7 protein-coding genes are annotated in these 21,357 nt (G+C 39.3%); all 7 read right to left on the reverse strand.

Annotated features, from left to right (window positions below; all coding sequences use genetic code 11):
- Positions 1 to 373 precede the first annotated feature (373 nt).
- Positions 374 to 1,993 (reverse strand): S41 family peptidase, encoded by a 1,620-nt coding sequence (locus ISU02_RS18945; RefSeq protein ID WP_207736415.1) that lies wholly within the window; start codon positions 1,991 to 1,993, stop codon positions 374 to 376.
- A 75-nt stretch (positions 1,994 to 2,068) separates the two neighbouring features.
- Positions 2,069 to 4,027, reverse strand: a complete 1,959-nt coding sequence (locus ISU02_RS18950) for a leucine-rich repeat domain-containing protein (RefSeq protein WP_194703423.1) — start codon at positions 4,025 to 4,027, stop codon at positions 2,069 to 2,071.
- A gap of 300 nt (positions 4,028 to 4,327) precedes the next feature.
- On the reverse strand, positions 4,328 to 7,795 hold the full coding sequence (locus ISU02_RS18955; protein WP_194703424.1) for an S-layer homology domain-containing protein: 3,468 nt from the start codon (positions 7,793 to 7,795) through the stop codon (positions 4,328 to 4,330).
- A 300-nt stretch (positions 7,796 to 8,095) separates the two neighbouring features.
- The gene (gene corA, locus ISU02_RS18960) at positions 8,096 to 9,118 is read right to left on the reverse strand and encodes a magnesium/cobalt transporter CorA (RefSeq protein ID WP_194703425.1); all 1,023 of its coding nucleotides are present in this window, start codon (positions 9,116 to 9,118) and stop codon (positions 8,096 to 8,098) included.
- A gap of 217 nt (positions 9,119 to 9,335) precedes the next feature.
- Positions 9,336 to 10,871 (reverse strand): S-layer homology domain-containing protein, encoded by a 1,536-nt coding sequence (locus ISU02_RS18965; protein ID WP_194703426.1) that lies wholly within the window; start codon positions 10,869 to 10,871, stop codon positions 9,336 to 9,338.
- A gap of 70 nt (positions 10,872 to 10,941) precedes the next feature.
- Positions 10,942 to 14,004, reverse strand: coding sequence for an S-layer homology domain-containing protein (locus ISU02_RS18970; protein WP_194703427.1), 3,063 nt, complete (start codon positions 14,002 to 14,004; stop codon positions 10,942 to 10,944).
- A gap of 21 nt (positions 14,005 to 14,025) precedes the next feature.
- Positions 14,026 to 20,799, reverse strand: coding sequence for an IPT/TIG domain-containing protein (locus tag ISU02_RS18975; protein WP_194703428.1), 6,774 nt, complete (start codon positions 20,797 to 20,799; stop codon positions 14,026 to 14,028).
- Positions 20,800 to 21,357: the final 558 nt, after the last annotated feature.

The raw sequence follows: 21,357 nt of genomic DNA on the forward strand, positions 1-21,357 counted from the left end.
TTTTCTTCTTTTCAGAAGAGAGTTTTGATCAATAACCCCCTTCTGAGGACCTTTGTCCTCAGATTCAGCAAATCCCTTGAGGTTTATTGCAAAATCCTACAACTGATTATACCACTAAATGAAAACAGCGGTCAATCGATGTTTCATAATGTAATAGAACTGTAAAATAGCTTCATTACACCATATAAGTATTATATACCATGAGGATTGCTTTGTGGGTTACATCTTGATGACATGGCCTGTAATATTTCTGTAACAAAAGGGTCTATAGGTGAACAGGGCAAGAGTCCTCGGCTTTTTGCCTGCGGATTGCCCTGTTCACCTATAGACCCTTTTAGATGGTGGAACCATAAAAGCTCAGAAGCTTAGATGCTTATTTTGCTTTTAATAGCTCGATTGCTTTATTTAACTGAGGATCGAATTCGCCTCTGAGCATGGATTCAGCTTGTTGATTCAACGAGCTCACGGTTTCTAGATTCAGAACGCCGGTGGATCTGAGGCCCACACTAGCCTGAAATGCTTTAATTACTTGTTCTGTCTTAGGACCAAATTTACCGTCCACATCGATCTCATAATCCAAAAATTTAAGTCTTTGCTGTGCACCATAAACATTCAAGCTGATTTCGCCTCTATACTTTGGTGCCTTCTCATTCATTGGGACAAAATTACTATAGAGCTTGCGTTGATCCGGCGTAACACCGTGAACCACAACATCTGGATGAATGCCATTTTGATCCACATGGTAGTCATTCGGTACAAGATACTCTGCAATGGTCAGTTTGATACTCCCCCCATTTGTCAAAGGAACAATATTTTGAACCGTTCCCTTGCCGTAGGTGTCATCACCAACGATGATACCTGTTCCATTTTGTTGTATGGTCCCTGACAAAATCTCGGACGCACTTGCAGAACCTTCATTGACGAGAACGACCACGTCCATATCCAATTTGAGCTTTTCTGCACGATACAACTGATTGGTAGTGTCCTTGTAAACCACTTTGACGATTTCCTTGCCCTTTTCTACAAAATAATCGCTAATGTGTATTGCAGAATCCAAATAGCCGCCTGGATTGTTTCGAACATCAAGCACCAATTTCTTTACATTATTATCAATCATATATTGAATGGCTTCATCAAACTCAGCGTTTGTCTTATCTCCAAATTGTGTAATTTCAATATACCCGATATTGTCCTTTTTCATTTCATAGTTGACGGATTTTACTGTAATAACCGCTCTCACAATATCAAAATATAAAATTTCATCTGAATTGTTGCGCAAGATGCCGATTTTAACAGGTGTACCTGCAGGTCCTCTAATTACCGAAATCGCTTTTTCTGTCGTCCAACCCTTTGCATCTGCATCGTTCACTGTGGCAATTCTATCCCCTGGTAGAAGCCCTGCTTCATAAGCAGGCGTTTCCTTGATGGGTGATACAACCTCCACATAATTTTCTCCATTTGTAATCACAGCGCCGATGCCACTAAATTCGCCATTGATGTCTGTGTTAAACTCTGAATACTCTTCAGGTGTAAAATAAACACTGTGCTTATCCAGCGTTTCAAAGATGCCTTTGTAAATCCCATCGATCAGCTTCTGCTGATCAACATCTTTATAATAATTTTCATTTACATAATCGAGCATAAATTCTGCATAGTCTTTATAAGTTGCTGCTCTTACATCTGTTGACTCTGACACGTCATCCGTATTTTGCGCCGCATTATCCGTTGTGTTTTCTGGTGTGGTTTCCGGTGCCTTTTCACCCTCATCGACTGCATCATTATCTGCAAGAAGTCCCCTTGCTTGAAGCTTGCTTTCATAGGAGAAATCTCGATTAGGCGTCACTGTTTCCGAAAAAACAGGAGAAATAGCCGTACCGATCAGTAACAATATCAATAAAAGTGCCAAAATGCTTCTTATGTTAATCATCGATTGCGTCTTCTTTTTAGGTGCTATATTGTTTTTCTTCATTTTCTTTTTCTTCTGTTTCACCATGTCACCTTCCCATCTTGTTCATCATAGATATATGTCAACTTATATTATAGCAACAATGAAGCTAAATCTCCACGATTATTTTGGCACAAAATGATTTTCTACGCCTACTATTGAAATTTGATCTTTTGAAACCGTTGTGTGCTCTCCTACTATGTGAAACTTATAAGGCGTAAGTTGTTCCCCTCTAGCACGTATTTTTATAAAATAAGTTTTGCCGGCTTCTAAAACACCTTCTGTATAGAAACGAATGACTTCACCCTCGTTGTACCACCCCGACAAAATTTTTTCCCTATCTTCATCAAATACTGCACCTTGAATAAGACCTTCACTGATGCTAAAACACACATACAAATCCGTTTGAGAAGGTATAAACTTATACCAGATTTCATCATGTGGGTTTTGGATAATGCTACCATAATCCTCCAAATCTATTTCAAAATCTTTTTCTAAAAGCGGATTTCTAGCACTTATAATGTAAGCTTCATTATAGGAAGTTATCCAGTTGCTTGCAAGCGTTAACCGCTTCAATTCCTTTAGGGCGCTTAATCCTTTAATATCTTGAATTTGGTTGTGGTCCAGCTTTAAAAATTTCATGCGGCTGGCATCTACTTCTTTACGAGCTTCCGCTTCCAAAATTGGAGAGATGTCTGTGATTTGATTTTCCTTTACATCCAACCCTTCAAGAAGTGGCAATGAAGCTACAAATTTGATTTCGCTAAGATTGTTTTGACTGAGGTTTAAATGTCTCAGATTTGTCATTTGACCTAAAAAGTCATAGCCACCTTTTAAATTGGTATGATCTAGATACACGTCCTCAAGTTGTGACATTTTCCGAATGATAGACACATCTGCATTTGTAGGCCCTTGAAAGTAAAGGTATTTTAGAGCCTTCAACTCAAGGATTGGCGTAATATCCTTAACATTTGTATAACTGATATTCAAAAGTTCTAGATTCTTAAGCGTTTTCAATGGTTCTAAAGAGCCCGTTAACAGATTCCCGTCAATCGCCAACCGCTTGAGTTCCGTTAATCCCGACAACGCTTCTATACTGTCAAATCCATTTGAACCCAGATAGAGTTGATTCAGTTTTTTTAAATGCTTTAAGGCACCCAATTCTGAGATTTGATTCCCTCTAAAATTGATCAATTCTAGATTTTTAAAGTACTGTATACCGTACAGGTCATGTATGGAGACATGATTATACCATTGCGTTGTGGACGGATTCTTTAGATCATAGGTTATTTTGGAAATTGAAAGTGCTTCTTCTTTGGTGATTTTGCCCTCAATTTTTTTGCCAATAGCACCCTCCACTTCACGTTTTAAAACAGCTTCCAAAGTAGGATCATTAAAATCAACGTATGGATTTAGAGTCATATTTACACCTATACTGGCAATCACCAAAATCACAAAAAAGGCAACCATCCATTTAAGGTGCCTAAGATTTAAAAATGCGCTTAAGCCGACAAGTGACTTTACAGGCTCATCTGAATCTACTCCGTCGGTTAATTTGGTGTGTGCCTCTGCTTCCAAATGCTTTTTTTCAATCTCTTCAGCCGTTAGATAAATCAGTTCATTCTTGTAAGCCAACGCCAGTAGTTTAAAGAAAAACAGATAGCATTCGGCCTCTGATTTGGGCTCATCTAACTGCATTTTCTTTAAGTTTAAAGTGCGCTTAAGTTTATTGGTCATTTCCAGCATTTCTTGTACCGCGATGTCTTTAAGTGCGTCAGCCACTGCATGGCTTACAAATGCTGCTTTCACTGGCGTAGGCATTATATTTTTTTGCCATTGACTCAGATTGGAACTGCTAATACTTTCAAGATAAAAATTATTGCCAAATGTGATCAGATCTCCTCTTCGGAGGTCGAATGTTTCTATTATTAAATCTAGTACAGGGGTCACGCCTATTTTGATCTCTTTTTGAAATCTCTCACGCTGTTCTTCATATTTGCTCACGACACATACATTTTTTTTGTTCGATTCATATCTCAACTCAATTAGCAATTTTAACAAGGTATTAAAATTCAAACGCATCGCTTTCCCCCCAGTTTTGATAGTTGTAAATTTATTATACTGGGGAACCACACGCTCTGCAAGCAAAATACCACTAAACTACAGATTTTTCGATAAATAATTCACAATTTCAAATTGGATTCATATCTGTCTGCATTCGGTACTGGAAATATACCCGTATGCATATGATAAACTTAAAATTCTCTAAAATCTAAAAAGAAGCCATCCCAAGGGGGCCACTTAAAAAGTCATACTGCTATATCTTTTTAAGTGACACCCCATGAGATGCCTTCTCTTTTACAAATCTAATGGATTTCCGGATTAATGAACCCAGTAATAACTGTTATCCATTTTTATAATCATCCCTTGATCGAGAAGAATACTTGCATCCTGAATTTCATTTGAATCGTTCACGGCATCATTCATGTTGTAATAAAAACGGATATCTACATATCCACTGACGCCTTTCATGGATGCTCTGAGTTCTTCTTTGAGATCCCACCAAGTCATGCCAATAGCTTGTTGCTTATAATCGACACCGGAGTCCACGCCACCGTTGCCAAAGATAATCCCCACAGGTGTACCGTGATCGCCATTTGCATAGAAACCATCCTCTATACGACCATTGACTGTTACATTCCAATAAGGATAGAGTGAGTATGTTTGGTAAGCGGCTTGGCCTTCGTAGTCACGGTTAGCCTCATATGGCTTGAGGGTGTAACGTTCGTCTCCAGCATACCTTGTGATGAAATAATCTGGAGCATACAAATAACCGGTCCCAAAATAATTAGGCTCAAACTCACCATTTACATATCTTATGCCATTTTCAAGTCTTGCTACATAGTCATTATTATCAGTGCCATTAACCGTTTGTCTAACTGAAATACTGCTAAGAGGATGATTCCAAACCTCATCGCCAGATCCAAATTCTGTTGGATCTAAAATGACCAAAACGGCACTTGTTGAAGTACTCTTAATCCACTGTACACTGTATTTAAATTCAGTTGAATAGGCTGTACTAAATCGATTTTCATCGTCACCATTTCTGCCAACATTAATTTCTATGCTTTGAGCATTTGGATCAATATTGAATACTTCAATACCGATATTGTGCGGCCCATAAAGTGTCGTATCTTCTTTAGTCAATTTAATACCTGGTGCTTTAGGGGTTCCAAATGATCCAAAATCACGCTCTGCACTTCTCAAAGAAAGCGTACAAACATCGCTTAAACCATCTGCATTTTTTAGACCACTTGTACTCTTGAATTTATAGTCTTTAACACTATGCTCTTCAAAGATGAGGTCACCGTCCACTTCTGGGGCACTATACCAATTTCTTACCGTTGTGCTTACAGGTGCCGTGTCACAAACCAATTGAAGTGTCTTCGCATTGATCCAAAGACCATGATATGCAGCTCCAAACGACTGACCATTAAAATCAATAAGCGCATTCAACGCATTTTGATCAAGTGTTGCACCTTGCTTTGCACCTGCCATGTTCGTATCCGCTTTAAATACGATGGTCAAAGTATCGCCGCTTCCGAGGCCAACTTCTTTTGCGCCTTTTTCTTCTTTGTAATAGCCCTCTATTGCTGGCCCAGCATAAGGTCTGATTTCAAAGACGCGTGAGTCCACATAAGGCACATTTTCTGGCCAATTCGTCCCATCATAACTTTTTACATCAAATCCAGAAGTTTTAATATAAAATCTAAATTGTGCATCTGTAACCGCTTCGGTTTGACCTGATTTAAGCTTGGCGATTAATTCAAAAAATCTAGTGGCACCTGAATTTAAACTGCGCTCTTGTGGATAATAGCCATCAATCTCCCACTGTGCCGATGAACCCTTCTTCATAACCACGCCAATAACGCTGACGTTGTCCTCTGAAACTGTATTATTGAATTCATCTCTGAGAACCACTTCGATCTGTCCGTTTGAAGTCCCTTCTACGTGTCCTGGTGCAAGCTCTGGTAATTGTTCACCTGAAACGATACTGAGCGGCGGTTGAACCGTTACTTCTAAATGATTAAAACCTGTGCTTTCAATTCTTTGCGTTAAAACAGCATCCTTATATCCTGTTGCTTTAACCGTTATTATAACGGCACTGCCTGTAGTATTGAAAAGTTGTCTATTGGTTTCATTGAATTTAATGGTAATTTTCCCCTCAGATAGCGTATAATCAGAAGCTTGTAATGCGCCTTCTTGAGATGTGCTGCGTTTTACCATTAAACCCGTAATTTTACTTCTCCAAGTGACATTATCCGCGAATGTAATTTCCATATCTTGAGCTACCGTAGGCGTGGTACTATCCGCATTAAGCACTGGCGGTGTCAGCAAAGCTGGTTGATCTGTGCCGCCGTTATCGCCACCATGACCCGAGTCGCCACCCGTATTATTGCCAGTTTCTTTATCATCATTTGAACCACCAGAAGATCCCCCTCCAGAAGTCGGGCCTGCCGAAGCACCACCTCCAGCGGTAACAACGGCATCTGTATTGGTGTCATCTGCTGCCGCATTGATCTTTTCAATCTTACTTGGTTTGACGGCAAAGTTCATATCTTTAACGGAAACCGTTGCAGTCTCTATGGAGCCCTCTCCTGTAAAAGTCGCTATTTTATTCACATAAGCATGACTGACATTCGCTTCTTTATTGAGTGCAACATTGACGCCTTCGGCTTCACTTGAAATGTTGAGATTATTAATCTTTCCTGAGATGAAATCCAATTTCGAAAAAGAAGTTAACATGTCCACCATTTCAAAATTCCCAATCAGTTCAATGGTTGCATCTTTTGGAATTTCAACATTAACCGTCTTAAAGCCACTGTTTGATGATTCTATTTTGGCAACAGACTTAATCGTCGTTGATTCGACCTCAGTACTGCCTTCGCTCACCAATCTCACTTTTGATCCAAAAGGTACATTGACAAGCACTTTTCCAAGTTTCGTGTTGATGAGAATAATACTGTTTTCACCACCACCGCGAATAATTGTTTCGCCTTTTACGATGACATTATCCAGCTCAATATGACCAAGACCAACCCCTTCAGTGATGAATAAGTCCCCTTCAACCGTGGTATTTTTAACTTTAATGCCCGTTGCAGTCAAAGTTAAATTTCCCTTGATCACTTGACTATGAACTTCATCGCCCACTTGAGCGTCCTTTTGACTCACAAGTTCACCTGCTGTTTTCGTTAAAAGTGTCGCCACCTCAGCTCTTGTGATCTTTTGATTAGGTCTAAAGGTGCCATCTTCAAATCCAGAGACAATATTTTCATTTACAAGAAAATTGATGCCTGTTTTTACAGTGGCACTAAGTGAAGCAATATCTTTAAATTTATTCGTAAGTACTGGCAGCTCACGATCTTTCATTAAAATATTAGATAACAAAACAGCTGCTTCTTGACGCGTAATCTCTGCATCAGCATTTATCGCACCTGTAAAGTCCTTTACCAAATACCCTTGATTGAGCGCCGCTTTAATCTCCTGTTCATACCACTGCTCGGAACTGTAATCCGAGTTTGCAGTTTCAGTATAGCCAAAGACGTGATTTAAAAAAGTAATATACTCTGCCTTCGTAATCGGATTGTCCGGTTTAAAAGACCCGTCTGGATAACCATTGATAACACCTTGTCCTAAAAACTTTGAAATATAAGCCTGCGCCCAGTGATCTGTGTAATCTACGTTACTCCCCTTTGCGCTGGCAAAGACAAATGACTGATTAATCAACATCAGTACAATTAAGCTTAGAGCAAAGCTTTTCCTCTTTAAAATATTTTTGAATAAAATCATTTTGTACCCCCGTATCAACTATTTTCTATTTAAGTGACCCTGCTGATATGTTCTTTTTAGTGAATTGACTTCTTTGATAGTATGACTATAATTTTTTAAATCTTTTTTTAATCTTTATTTTGAGCTAGCCTACTGCCCATTATGACCATTAAATGGAGAAAAAAAAAGCGCATTTAATGCATTAAATCCATTAAATGTGCTCTTTTAAGCTATCCTATTCTATTTTTTTATTTCAATTTAAACAATCAACATCTTTTTGAGCAAACAATGTCGAGGACTCTTGATCTGAAAGCGTATAGATCAATCCCTTTTAAAATACCACAACATGCCCAAAGTGCTCAGCACACAAAAGATGGAAAAATACAAAAATGCATTCGGATTTCCAAGCCCAGGCATATGTTTGAAGTTCATTCCAAATACACCTGCTAGAAAAGAGAGCGGAATAAATGTCGCAGAAAAAATTGTCAGTGTCGTCATCACCTTGTTCATATTATTGCTGACATTGGTCTGATGCGTTTCATAAAGAGTGGCGATGACTTCGCGATACATCACTATATTTTCTTTAAGATGCGTTGTATGATCTGCCACGTCTCTTAAATACAGCTTTGTATACTCAGAGAAGTGATTGTTTTTATCAGAGAGCAATCTTGTGATGATGTCATCCAAAGGCATCACAGCTGTTTTGAGAATTAGGAGATCTTTTCTCATATGATAAAGGGATTCAATGAGAGTATCATCTTCATCAATAATTTGTCTTTCAAGTTCATCCACTTGATCTTGTATAAAATTCATCACATCCAACTGATGATCCACAATAGCATCTAATAGTGCATAAAATAAATAATCTGAGCCATTGCCTCTGATCTTGCCTTGTCCCATTCTAATGCGTTGCCTGATACCGTCAAAAACATCCTCTTGACGTTCTTGAAAAGTAATCACAATACCCGGCATCTGAATGATCGATAAATGCTCCCTAAAGAGGGTATCTTCTTTTCCCAAATAAATCATTTTAAAAATGCTGAAAAGATATTTTTCTTCGAACTCAACCTTACTTCTATGAGAGACATTGACGATATCTTCCATGATCATGTCATTAATCTGATACTGCTGGGCAATCTGGCTCAAAGCATCAATATGGGATAAACCGATCACGTTAAGCCATTTAGTCCCTTTTGCAGCATGTACCTCATCCAAGTTTTTAAGTACTTTATATTCATGGTGTCCCTCTGAAAAAGAAAAGAGTTCAAGCTTTAAAGGTTCGTTTGCGTATTCCCCAGTATAAACCATCGTCCCAGGAGGTAAATTTCTTTTCGCTTTTTTCATATCACACGATCTCCTTTATTGACGTGCTAGGCACCGATTTCATTACTTTGCAATCATTGCCCATATTATACCCCATTTTCATCACACCCCACAAAAAAAGACCCAATCCCATAATCGACTAAGCCTTTTTCAAATCATTGGTTTTGATAAACAATGATTGCATGTCATTAGTTTTCGTCAAGATTGGAGACGGAATGTTCAACCGGCTCTAATCCACCTATCTATTTATAATCTTTTCGCGATAATCATACGTAATCTCGTCTTTAAGATGTTTAATAAGCGCATGAATCATACTGGCTGCTTCTGCCTTAGTGACCCGATTAAGCGGTTTAAAAGAACCATCGTCATAACCTGTAACCAAGCCGATTTCATTTGCCATATAGACATAATCCTTAGCCCATTCTGCAATCTTAGAGTCATCTGTAAAAACAGTCTTATAAGGCGGGTTTGGTGCCAAATATTCAAGACCAAGTGCCTTGATGAGTACCGCTACCATCTCAGCCCTTGTGATGGGCTCGTCTGGCTTAAAATAACGGTTTTCACCAGACATGAGTTGATGTTCATGGATGTACTCAAAATACTGATAATCCGGATCATCAGGTAAAACATCTAAATACGGCGTTGTCACACCGGGTCTTTTGCGCTTGATTAAATCTGTTCGCGTGGCTTCTGGCAATACACCTGCAAGTGCATTTACAACGGCCTTACCAAATTCAAGTCTTGAAATATAGGCATCTGGTGCAAAATATTCTTGCTTCACATCAAAAATCTCCAGCGACGTCAATAAAAAGACATCCTCCTTTGCCCAATGATCACCAATATCTCTAATTTTAGGCGTAATCAGCGCCTTTGTTTCCAGAATGACTTCTTTGCTCTTGTTCATTTCACTTTGATTGCGCTTAGTCACAGTATAATCCACATCGCCTGCTGATGTCAGCGTAGGCAAATCATACTTGACACTGAGCACATTTTCCTCTGTGGTCACTTTAAAATAGCTGCCTCTAAAACTGATACTCTGAGGGTCAGTCCCCTGATAGATGAAATCCACTTTCTGAGTAGATGCCAAATTGATATCTAAAGCGGCATGCCAAACGAGGTTTTCCTGTGACCCCCTTACCGTAGCATCATAGTTTGGATTTGGAATACTATGTGTGATCTCTTGCCTGTTCACCATGGTCTCACTCTTGCCCCACTGATGTTCATAGCCGACGATTGGATCACCTTCATCCACAATCTTAATATAGCCTGAATTCGTCAGATAATCCCCATTAAGGTAATAAGTGCGTTCACCCACAAGCTGTCCTGCGAAATAACTCACACTTGGAGAATGATCATAAATTCGACTGTCATTAAAAGTGTATTTTCCAAGTGTAAAAGTCCCTTCATTGGTTACAATTGTCTCATCAAACTTCGTAATGGTTTTTTCATAGAGTGTCTGAGTCACAGCATCTTTTTGAGTTTTAACCACATCATAAGTGATGTTTCGCGTCAGTGTAATGTTCTCAGCTGTATTTGCAAGACTAAAGGTCACTTTCTGCGTATAGGTGTCCTTATTGGGCACTGCTGGTACTTTGACAATACCCTTTAGCGTCATCGGTTTACCTGTTAAAAAGAACATTTCTTCATATTCATATGTGCCATCTAAAGCCACATCCCCTATAACACCACCTTCAACAAAGGGAATTTGGGCAAATGCAACTTGCGAGGTCAAGATCATAACGATTATTAAAATGAGACTAAATGCTCTTTTCATACATACCACCTATTTCATTTCTATTTTTTATCCGATCACAACAGTTATCGAGCGATTAAAAGATCTTGGATTAACTTTCCACAAAGATGACCAATGCGTTGGCATTTATCCTCATCACATAAATATAATCCCCTATCTTAACATCATCTTTTGAAATCACTTTATTGTTCTTGATCACAATAGCATCCGAGTACTCAATGTAGATATTGGTTGTATTAGATGCCCACTGTGCCGTATAATTCATCCAGTCATGAGAATCCGTTATTTCAAATCGGTTCCAAGTCGTATCATCGCTTACAATGGTTCCCCTTGAAAGTCTTGCAGACTTAAAGGTATCTTCCAAAGTGGTGGCAATATCCTTTTCTAAATACAAGGTATCATCAATATCTTTTCCCTGTAGTAATCCCTTATGGCGTAAGTGCATCGCCAATATGCCACCATCTTCATCTTCTTGGTCAACCACCATAAAAGCGTAGTAGCGTTCGTACTGAAGTCCCTGAGCATAATAACTGTAAACTGAATCCTTGTTTTCAACCCTTGAATACGACATATGATAGAATTCAGAAGGTTTTATGATTTTCTTTTTATCCTTATCCGTTACATCCACAATCTCAGTGTCTGAAAAGTATTTATAATAACCCGATTCCTCCTCAGTGATATCATTAAGACCGTTATTCGTATAATAAGAATAGTTCGCAAGTGTCACACTATTTGTATTGACGTTTTCAATGGCGCCAATTCTGATGGCATCAAAAATATTATCGTATGGCGTAACCACTTTTACAACCATGGCATTATCTGAATAGGCCCCCTTTGGGCTCTCAGCCACAACGAAAACCGTATCCCATGTTTTAAGCTTATTATTAGGCACAACCTTGCCATCTCGAATGACAATTGTCCCCTCTGTGAGATTAAAGTTCTCCTTGGTGTTGATCTCAAACTTACTCAGTGTATAATCTGCATATTTCACAGCACTTGAGTAAATATTTTCACGACCGGTGGCAATAGAGAGCTTTACAACTCTTTGTTCACCAAATTTCTTTTCAACCACAGCATAAGCCGTATAATTGGCGTAATTCTTTTCAAGATCGTCTATTTTAACCTTTTGATTGCCTTTGTAGATGCTCGTTTTATCATCTATGTTTAAGTCGATGGCATACTTATTCGATGCGGTCCAACTGTCATTGTCAATGTACTCTGGATTAGACCTGCCATCTGCACCGATGAGTTGCAAAACACCTTTGGATTCATTTACATTCTTAATCTTGCCCTTATAAATCACTTCAAACAAGATTTCAGGAGCCTCTATTTCTATTCTAGAGGCATCCTTCGTATAGATGTCATTGTAATATGCCTTGATTTTATCGCCTACTTTAAGCGCCCCCAAAGAGACCACGCCGCCATCTTTGGTAAGCACAGTTCCAGAGGTGATATTGACCACTTCATAGGTACCGTTTTCAAGCATGACATTGATGCTCTGCTTGTAAATACTTTCAACCGTCCCCATTCTTATTTTACCAAAATCGGGGATACTACCGGGCTCGCCGCTGTAAGATTCCCCCAATGCATTGATAATATAGCCATTTGCCACTTTAATATTGACATTCATGCCATAGACGAAATTGGATAAATCCGTATATCTCTGATTAATTCTCAAATCTGCATAAGGAGCTATGGGATACTCATACACCTTATCGTCAAAGCCATAAATTGTCATGGTTGCCGCTTCCGTATCCGTAATGGGCGTCACCTCTCTCACAGTACCAGATATCGTCTTGGACTCAAGAGGTGCCACTTTGATGTAGATGACCTCGCGATCTGGATTGACGAGGTATTCAATGACGTCGCCTGTATTTAGAAGCTTGACCCCACCTACGCCTGGGGCCTTATAAGTGACAATGTCATCCCTAAGGCCTGTATAAAGATCCTCATCCACAAGAATGTCAAAGACATCACCGGTTACATCCACAACGCGATAAATCTCTGTAATGACGTTTTTCCCATTTTTCGCTTGGTTTTTCGTTTTAATCTCAGATACTGTACCATAGTGGAAAATTGAAAATTCATCTGCCAATGTATTGGCATTTATTTTTTCGAGCACCAAATCATGATCCAATGCCTGCGCATACATAACACGATCATTTTGAAGTAAATACTCGATTTCATCTCCCAATTTCAGAATCTTATGGTCTGATGGCACGCCATTTTTAAAAGTTACAAAGTCATAGCGCTTATTGCCCTTGGTGTGTGTTTCAGATATGAGATTCGTCACCGTACCATCGGTGTTCTTAACGGTAATCGTATCTCGTGTGATGGTATTGCCATCTTCATAGACCTTCTCTGACTTATTCCCAATCACAAGACCGTAGCCAGAGGCGATGTTTAAAGGTGTATAATTCGATTCAAGCGTTGCCCTTGCAACGCGAGCCAGTTCACCTCTTTTAACGCTGTCCTTTGGTCCAAATGAACCGTCATTTTTAAGAGGCACAATGCCATCTGAGACGACTTTTTCTATAATAGATCTGTAAACGGGGTTTACCGTTTCCCAGTCATTAAAACTAAATACAGTCTCTTGTTTAAACACTGGTGCTACCCCCAGCGCTCTGCCCACCCAGACTGCCAATTGTTCTTTTTTGACGGGATTATTGAGATTCACAATTTCGTCTTGAGTGACAATGCCCAGTGTTTGTGCTTCTGTCAGGTATTCTTGATTCATGAGAAGATCCACTGCAGTTGTAGAAGAAGTCCCGCCAGCTTGTGCGTAGACCCTTTGCATAACTGCCGCTTCATTACCTGCAAGTCTTACCAAAGTTGCAAGTGCATCATATCCCGTTGCATTGTTGCCAGGGTAATACTTGCGATCACCGTATTGCTTGACGATGCCAAGTGTGGCCATTCGGATGATGTCTTCCTTATAAGGATCTTTGCTCACATCTGTAAAGGTGCTGTTCACAATCAATTCAAGCCCTTTATCATAAGCTGTATAACTTTTAGCATCTGCAAGATCTGTCTTAATTGCAGTAAATTCGGGCACAGGGATATCAAATGGCGCCTCTGCGTATACAACCATTGAGCTCAAACTCGGCAGTAACATGATTGAAATGGTTAAAATGAGTGATATTAGACGTTTCATATGCTATCCCTTCCTCGTTGATTAATAATTAGTGAGCAGTACATAGTGTCCTGCTTCTTGAATTCGAGCCGTCACCCGATTTTTATCAGATTCCAGTACTCCATTATAAGGTTCATAAGCATTTGTACTGGAATTGTACTTATAGAGACTAATTTGTGATTCTTGAGCCATGGTGATAAAACTGTCATCGTAGAGAATGCTAAAGTCCATACTCTGGCTCAATGTGGAAAAAGTCTTAGTGCTGTTATCCGATGTGGCATTAAATGTAATGGTATACACATCCGATATCTGTTTTTTCCCACGGATATTGGGTGTCAAATACGCTCTGTTTTGATTCATCGTAATATCTTCTTTAATTTGCGCATAGGCATCAAAATAGTCCGCCATGGTTTTAAAGGTTAAAGTATTCAGGGTCACTGGTGCAAATCTGTACACGCTTTTGCCAAAATTGACCGTTATATTTGACGTACTGGTTTTGACAATATCCTCAGGAATATTGATCAGTTTGATCTTTGTATCGCGCGTTACCGCTTCAGATGCATCTATATTGACAATGTTACTGATCTTTTTGCTGTTCATTGTGACCTTAACCAGATTGCCATTTTGATCAATCTCATAATCTTGTCCATCTGGCACCTCTATACCACCATCAATATTCGGCGGTCCGAATTCTTTAATATCCTGTACGTCCTTATGTTTAAGCGCTGCAATGTTGGAATAGCCAGATGGTCCAAATTTATTGACGGCTTTCAGTACAAATACAATTCTATCATTTTCTCCTAAGAATTCAAACCCAGGTAAATAAGAAATTTTATAAGGTTCCACTTTGGTAATGCCAAGGTATTGGAAGTCCTGATACTTGTTCTGGATCAAATTATAATCCGTTTTCGACCCTAGATAAACATAAATTTCAAAGTAGCTTGCACTGGCAGATTGGTAGTCGTAAAGTTTAATGTACATGTCATTTACTGTGGTCACCTTTAAATTGGATGGATCTGACGGTATCGGCACTGTATACTCTGATCTTAAAGCATCGTTCGTGATCCCGTTATCCGGGTTCATCACAACGATGGATATTGCCCCTTCAAAGGTCACTTCCGGTACTGAAACCTTCAAAGTGTTGGCATCCACAAACGTCACTGAAGCTGATTTGAAACCTTCTTTGACATAGTATCTTTTATCATTTGTGTAAATCCCTATTTCCGCTTCAGCCACATCCGTTGTAGTGGATGTGACTTCTGTATAAGTGCCACCAAAGTAAACACTTGCACCTTCTTGGAAGTTGGCCCCTTTCAAGGTGATGGTCTGATCCCCAGTGACGTTAATCCGCGTGAGGACAACACCGTTTTGATCTAAGAAATAATTTTCTAAAGTAGGCATAGACACGACCTTTATGCCGTTGTTCTTAATGGCAATCCCATAGTCCTTGTTGAGAACTTGGATGGTCTTGTCTCCCAATGTCATATTCGTCGGCGTTACAAATGTCAGTTTTGTACCCCGTTCACTAATCGTTGTATTATAGATAGGAATACCTGCTCTTGTGCCAATGATCACATAGGCGCCCTCTCTAAAATCGCTCCCTGTTATGGTGATGGTATTACCCCCATGGATAGACGTTTTAGTCGGTGCAATCAGATCAATTCTTGGATCTGATAGCGGTTTCCTGTAGACAAAATAAAACGGAATCGTGCTATTCCCATAATTCGGACCTATAAGATCAGGCAAGTTGTTTGAATTGGCAAGCCCTTGATCCTCGTTCTTAATCATAATAGGGTATTCCATGCCAATGTCATTTGTCGTTCCAGCAGGTACGGTGACCACCAAGAGGTCATATTCCTTGCCATTGAGGACTTTTGTCGTCTTTTCCTTCACTGTGGCCTTAGTTGAACCAATATAGACTTCCACATTGTTTCTAAAGTCCAAACCTGCAATTTCAATGTCGATGCCTCCATTTACAGAGGATTCCACAATCCACTTGGTTTCATCCGGTGAAATCATCTGTGGTTCTATATTGTATATTTTAGGTTCGCTGGCTGGATTCGTATAGGTAAACGACGTCGTTGCCTTGCCGCCATCTGTATTTTGAAAAGTCACTGGCACCGTATCTATGGTGTAATAAGAAGGTGAGTAAACCACAACATGTGTGTCGTTGTCATAAACGACTTTTGGCGCATACCCTCGCTCAACAATGAGTCTTCTATCTAAAATTTCAATCCGAATGTATTCATATGGATTGGATTGATAAGTGGTCGCGTCAATATTTTTCAGACCATTTGGCACATAGTATTCATTCGCTGCATTTTGAAGCATATTCAGCGGTACATACACCAAAGTATCTTCATAGTTGAAAGTTTTGGTGTAAATGATGTTGTTTTCCGTCACTGTCAATTTGAGTTCATTTGCACCACCATTATAAGCTACAGTCAAACCGCCATCTAAATTTACAGTCGTTCTTTGCGAATTGATTAAACCCGAATTCGGCAAGACCCTATCAATGTCTCTGTTGCCGATTTCACCAAATCTGACCAAGGCATCCACATCGGATAGAATTTTTATATTTTCAGCATCGTTATCCGCATAACCATAGAGTATGGAGCGGAATAAATTAGCGCCATAGATGTCTTTGGGTTCTTGCCCCTGCTTACGGCCAAAGTTAGGACTAATTTTGGTTATCGTCGGTGTAGAGGCTCTATAAGTGTATTTTATTTTATTGCTTATACCAGAATCATTATTCGTCACATAGACATCGACAACACCAGAAGCATGTGGCGGTGTGATCACTTTCAGGTAACCCTTGGAATATTCGACAATATTCGCTTCATTTTCACCAAAATAGACTTTTGGTAAAATCACAGACTTATAGTATTCTGCGTAATAAGGATTCGTAAGTTCTGGATATGCCGTTATCGCATTTGGGTCCACAGAATCAGACAATAAATCATCCCACTTGTTGTTGTAGTAAATGTCCTCAAAAGGATCGCCCACATTGTATCCAGGGCCCCCCACTTGATCTTCATAAGGTTCATAGAATCTGAATTCATAACCTATGATTTCAACGATTTCACCACCGTTTGAAGAACCTGTAGTCGGTACGATGATATCAATTTGAGGATCGGATTGTGGAATAATATACGTAAACCCCTTTGCTCTGTAATCATTGCCGCCATCTGGGTTTACAACCACCACTGGCACGGAGAGTTGATCCACATTATAGTCTTCATTTAGTTTCTTAATAGAAGCAGGCATTTTAATTTTAATCCAAGTGCCGTCAAGTGCCACATAAGTGTCTGAACTCGGTACTTCAACTGAATCAATATACACCTTTGAGTTATCTTCAAAACCACTCCCAGATATTTTTACATAATAGCCACCATCCACAGAGCCCTTATTGGGAACAATCGTTGTAATAATTGGATTGGAGGTTGCTTGGGCGATATAATAAAAGCCCTCTTGATCAGATTTAGATGCAAACTTCGTATCTGGATTGACAACTTCTAAAGACTTATAACCCTTTCCAGTTGTCAAATAAGGGACAGTGAAAACCACTTGATTTTTAGAGAGAATTCGAGTGCGATTCCCTTCGATACCACCCGTCATCGAATTTGTTGTATAAGGCGTTAACATGTCGAGTTGAACGCCATCGAGTACTAACCCATTGACATTTGTAGTGACATTCTTTTTGTTCCCAAATGAATCTTCTGCGTTGATGTTACCCAAGCTATCTGCTTTAATGGTATAAGTCTTATCTTTGCCATTCGAAATAATAGGCAGTTCACTGAAATTGTAAGAAAGGGTGTAATGTTCAGAGCCATCTGATAAAATAACGCTTTCTGCGTAATCAGAAAGGTAGGCAAAATTCGCACCCTCTGCATTCTTCCCAACTCTGATAATATGATTATTCATCTTTGCAATAAATGTTGGCCCACCTGTAATGGCAATTGTCGTTTGATCGTTGCCATCAAATGTAATTGTAGCTACGCCAATTAAGGCATCTTCGGAATTGTACGCTGAATAAACCCCATCGGCGTATTTGAAAGCATAGCGTTCTCCATTCCACTCAATTGCAGGGTTTTTTAAGGCATCATTGGTTAAAGTTGCCACGGTGAGATCCGATGCATTCAACACTTCTGTGTTCTCTGAAAAAGAAGAAAACACAGCTTTGCCGACACTTTGATCGATTAACACATCTTCATTTGGCACTGTAAAAGGTAAATACTCAATATTGCCATAATTGTTGAGATTATAATCATTCACTTCTCTTCCATCTATTTTGATCCTCGTTCCAATCAATCTATAGGCATCCATACCGGTTTCTGTAATCGCTGTTGGATCGGGTTTTAAAAAATTATCCCCATTGATTACAACCATGGTGTCATAAGTACCCATTTTCGGTGAAAAATCTGTGAATATAGGATCTTTATTAAAGGTTTTAACATAGGTAAAATTCGAAACTGCAATACCGCCGCTTGGATTGACAACTTGCAATTGCGTTGTGCCTTCTCGACCTTTAGGTGCTGTAAAAGTGATGAGGATCTTGTTCCCAGTGGTACCCAGCTCTCTTGTAAATGTAGTAATCTCTTCTCCATCTAAATAGAGTTTCAAACCGTCTTGAAGATTTGAACCGGTGATAACGATTTCTTCGTTCCCTTCAACAGTTATGATATTGGGACTTACCGTCTCTATAACAGGAATATCCGATGTCTTTATAAATTCGAGAAAGTCCGATCTGATATTGGACTTACCAGGCGACTCTGAATCCCTCATTGGGTTTGTTACCTGTAAATGCTTAATCCCACCATCGCCTATTAATGTGGTATTCGGAATCATAATTAAAATCTTTTGTCCAATTTGATTATTACTTGTACCGTCGACAATTTCACCATCTGAATTTATAACGGTCAGCGTCAAAGGCACAGCCATGCCGTTGCCATCCAACAGCACTTGTTCTGGATCACTTTCATTCTCTTTATATTTAATGATCCCGGTAACTTTTATAGTGCTCCCAGGTGTCGGGTCAACCCAAGTTTCGTTTGGGAAGAAACCCACTTGATAACGGTTAAACAAGGTATTGTCATCATTCTTCTTAATTAAAACGGAAGGTTTGCGCGTGATGATTTCACCCGTTCCCCCCACAAGTCTGTCCACTAAAAACTTATCGCCCTTGATGGAAAGCAGTGTGTTATTCTTGACTCTTGAATAATTGCTTGTTGTGTCCTCTATTTGAACTTGCGTTGGAGATACACTTGTAATTTCAGGTGTATAAGTACTGGGCTCAAATTCATAGCCATTGTCTTTGGTTACAATTTGATTGAAAACATACTGTTTTCCAAAATTGGCACCTGGATCTGTAATGGTAAGGGTGGTCTCAATTTCGACAACCACCTCTTTAAATGGATCTGTTTCTGCATCGTCAATAACGGCAGTAGTGACGATGATACTATCTGGAATGCCTTGGATCACTTGAAATGCATCCAATGAATCCTTGGCAAATGTCGTCTTCTTAGCTATGTTGACATTAATTTTTCGTTCTATGGAAACATTATTGCCTTTGTATGTACCATCTGCATAATTTATGACGAGTACTTCATCATTGCTCTCGGAAGTCGGTGGTGTAAAAGTTCCAGTAGAATTTAGATCTGGAATATTGAGCGTTACAATGTTTCGGCCTGAAATCTGAACATTGCCGCCTGTATCAGGTCCTTTTGCCGGATAGATATTATCTATTGTCGGTTTGTAACCCGCCTCTATAACGGTGAATTCGTCTAGGACAGTTGGCTGATCTTCACGATAGACCACTTGTTCGGCTACCACTTGCCCGTTCTGTTCATCAGTCAACACCACATAGTAATTGCGGCGGTCAAAACTGTCACCGCTAGGCACTTTAACGGTTAAACGATCATCTGTACCACTGACATCTATCCCAAGAGACACATATGTCGCCTTGTTTGTTTCAGAATACTTATCAGAACCATCAAGCGTTTTTAAAAAGTAGACGCCATAACGACGTGTATCCGAAAAATTTGTCCCTGTAAAGTAAACTTCATCCCCTTTAGCCCCTGTGTTAGGGAACATTTTGAGGTCGTTTATGCCAAGACTCTCAATGATTCTAAAGGCGCTGGTATAAGTGTATTGAATTTCAATACTCGGCGTACCGTTGATTGGATCTGCACTTATAACGGTCTGATTGAGTACAATGTTTTGATAACCCAATCTGCCCGGATTTGTGGCATTGGTCAATGTAAGCGTATGCCCACCTGCAGAATCATCGGTTCCCAAAGTGGTACTGCTGAGACCATTGCCGTATGTTCCTGTGATATTGCCCCCATTGTTGACACTATCCAAATTATTACCATAGAATTCAATCGTATACGGTTGGGGGTCATCTATGTTGATGGTCTGCTTGTTTGAACTCTGAATGTTTGGAAATGTAGCGGTGTTCAAGTTGATACTCTGCCCACCCACTCTAATTTTACCGATAAAAGCTTCTGCTTCATCTGTGGTCAAATTGTATTTCACAAGAGTACTTGTATTGATGACGCGTTCTCCCATGTTCACAAGACCTTGACCGGACTTTTCAAAGAGCACATCCACATCGACCAGATTTGTCCCCTCGATTTCAATATAGCCGTCTGAAAGTATAAATCCACTGTGGTCCACAGAATACTTGACACTTGTAACGACAATATTACCCTCGTCATTTGAACCCACCACAATGGCATAGCTTGCCAGCGCATTCATTGGCAAACTCCCCATAAGCGTCAATATGATCAATAACAATACCAATTTACGTTTCATAGTACACCCCTATTTTCTGAAATCTATATTTTAAATAACGTAACTCCCTATAAAAAAGTAAATGACTTTCTAAAAACTTTCCATAAAATTAGAATCCTCTAATTTAATTATAACAATAAAAAAGCCGATTTATCATTAAAAGGATTTTACAAAAACCTCATTAATTTATCGACTTAAAACGTTGATATGTTTAACTTTTCTCAAGTTTTTAATATTACAATATGATTACTGGTCAAAAAAGGTTAAAGCGCCACTTGGGAAATGGCGCTTAGCAAATCGGGGAGTGGAGAGTTTTGGGCGTCTCTCCACAGCAAATTATGTTTGGGTTGCCTTAAAAGGTTAAACACAGTTTAGCATCTCCGTGTGTCCTTTCTGTGTATTTTGGATAAAAATTTGATTAATTTAAACGCTCTTTTTATATCTGGATTGGACACTCTATTGGACACTCTAACGATGCTTGTGGATTTAACATTTTATTCATAGTTCCTCTATAATTTAGTCATAAGTATTCAGTAAAATGAAAATACCTTAAGAGATATTAAGGTATCAGAGTGAAAG

The sequence above is a fragment of the Fusibacter ferrireducens genome, from assembly GCF_015352425.1.
Taxonomy (GTDB): domain Bacteria; phylum Bacillota; class Clostridia; order Peptostreptococcales; family Acidaminobacteraceae; genus Fusibacter_A; species Fusibacter_A ferrireducens.

What these genes read in the sequence shown, in the direction of transcription:
- ISU02_RS18955 (WP_194703424.1), bottom strand. Translation starts at nt 7,795, where the DNA reads ATGATTTTATTCAAAAATATTTTAAAGAGGAAAAGCTTTGCTCTAAGC.
- ISU02_RS18970 (WP_194703427.1), bottom strand. Translation starts at nt 14,004, where the DNA reads ATGAAACGTCTAATATCACTCATTTTAACCATTTCAATCATGTTACTG.
- ISU02_RS18950 (WP_194703423.1), bottom strand. Translation starts at nt 4,027, where the DNA reads ATGCGTTTGAATTTTAATACCTTGTTAAAATTGCTAATTGAGTTGAGA.
- ISU02_RS18965 (WP_194703426.1), bottom strand. Translation starts at nt 10,871, where the DNA reads ATGAAAAGAGCATTTAGTCTCATTTTAATAATCGTTATGATCTTGACC.
- corA (WP_194703425.1), bottom strand. Translation starts at nt 9,118, where the DNA reads ATGAAAAAAGCGAAAAGAAATTTACCTCCTGGGACGATGGTTTATACT.
- ISU02_RS18975 (WP_194703428.1), bottom strand. Translation starts at nt 20,799, where the DNA reads ATGAAACGTAAATTGGTATTGTTATTGATCATATTGACGCTTATGGGG.
- ISU02_RS18945 (WP_207736415.1), bottom strand. Translation starts at nt 1,993, where the DNA reads ATGGTGAAACAGAAGAAAAAGAAAATGAAGAAAAACAATATAGCACCT.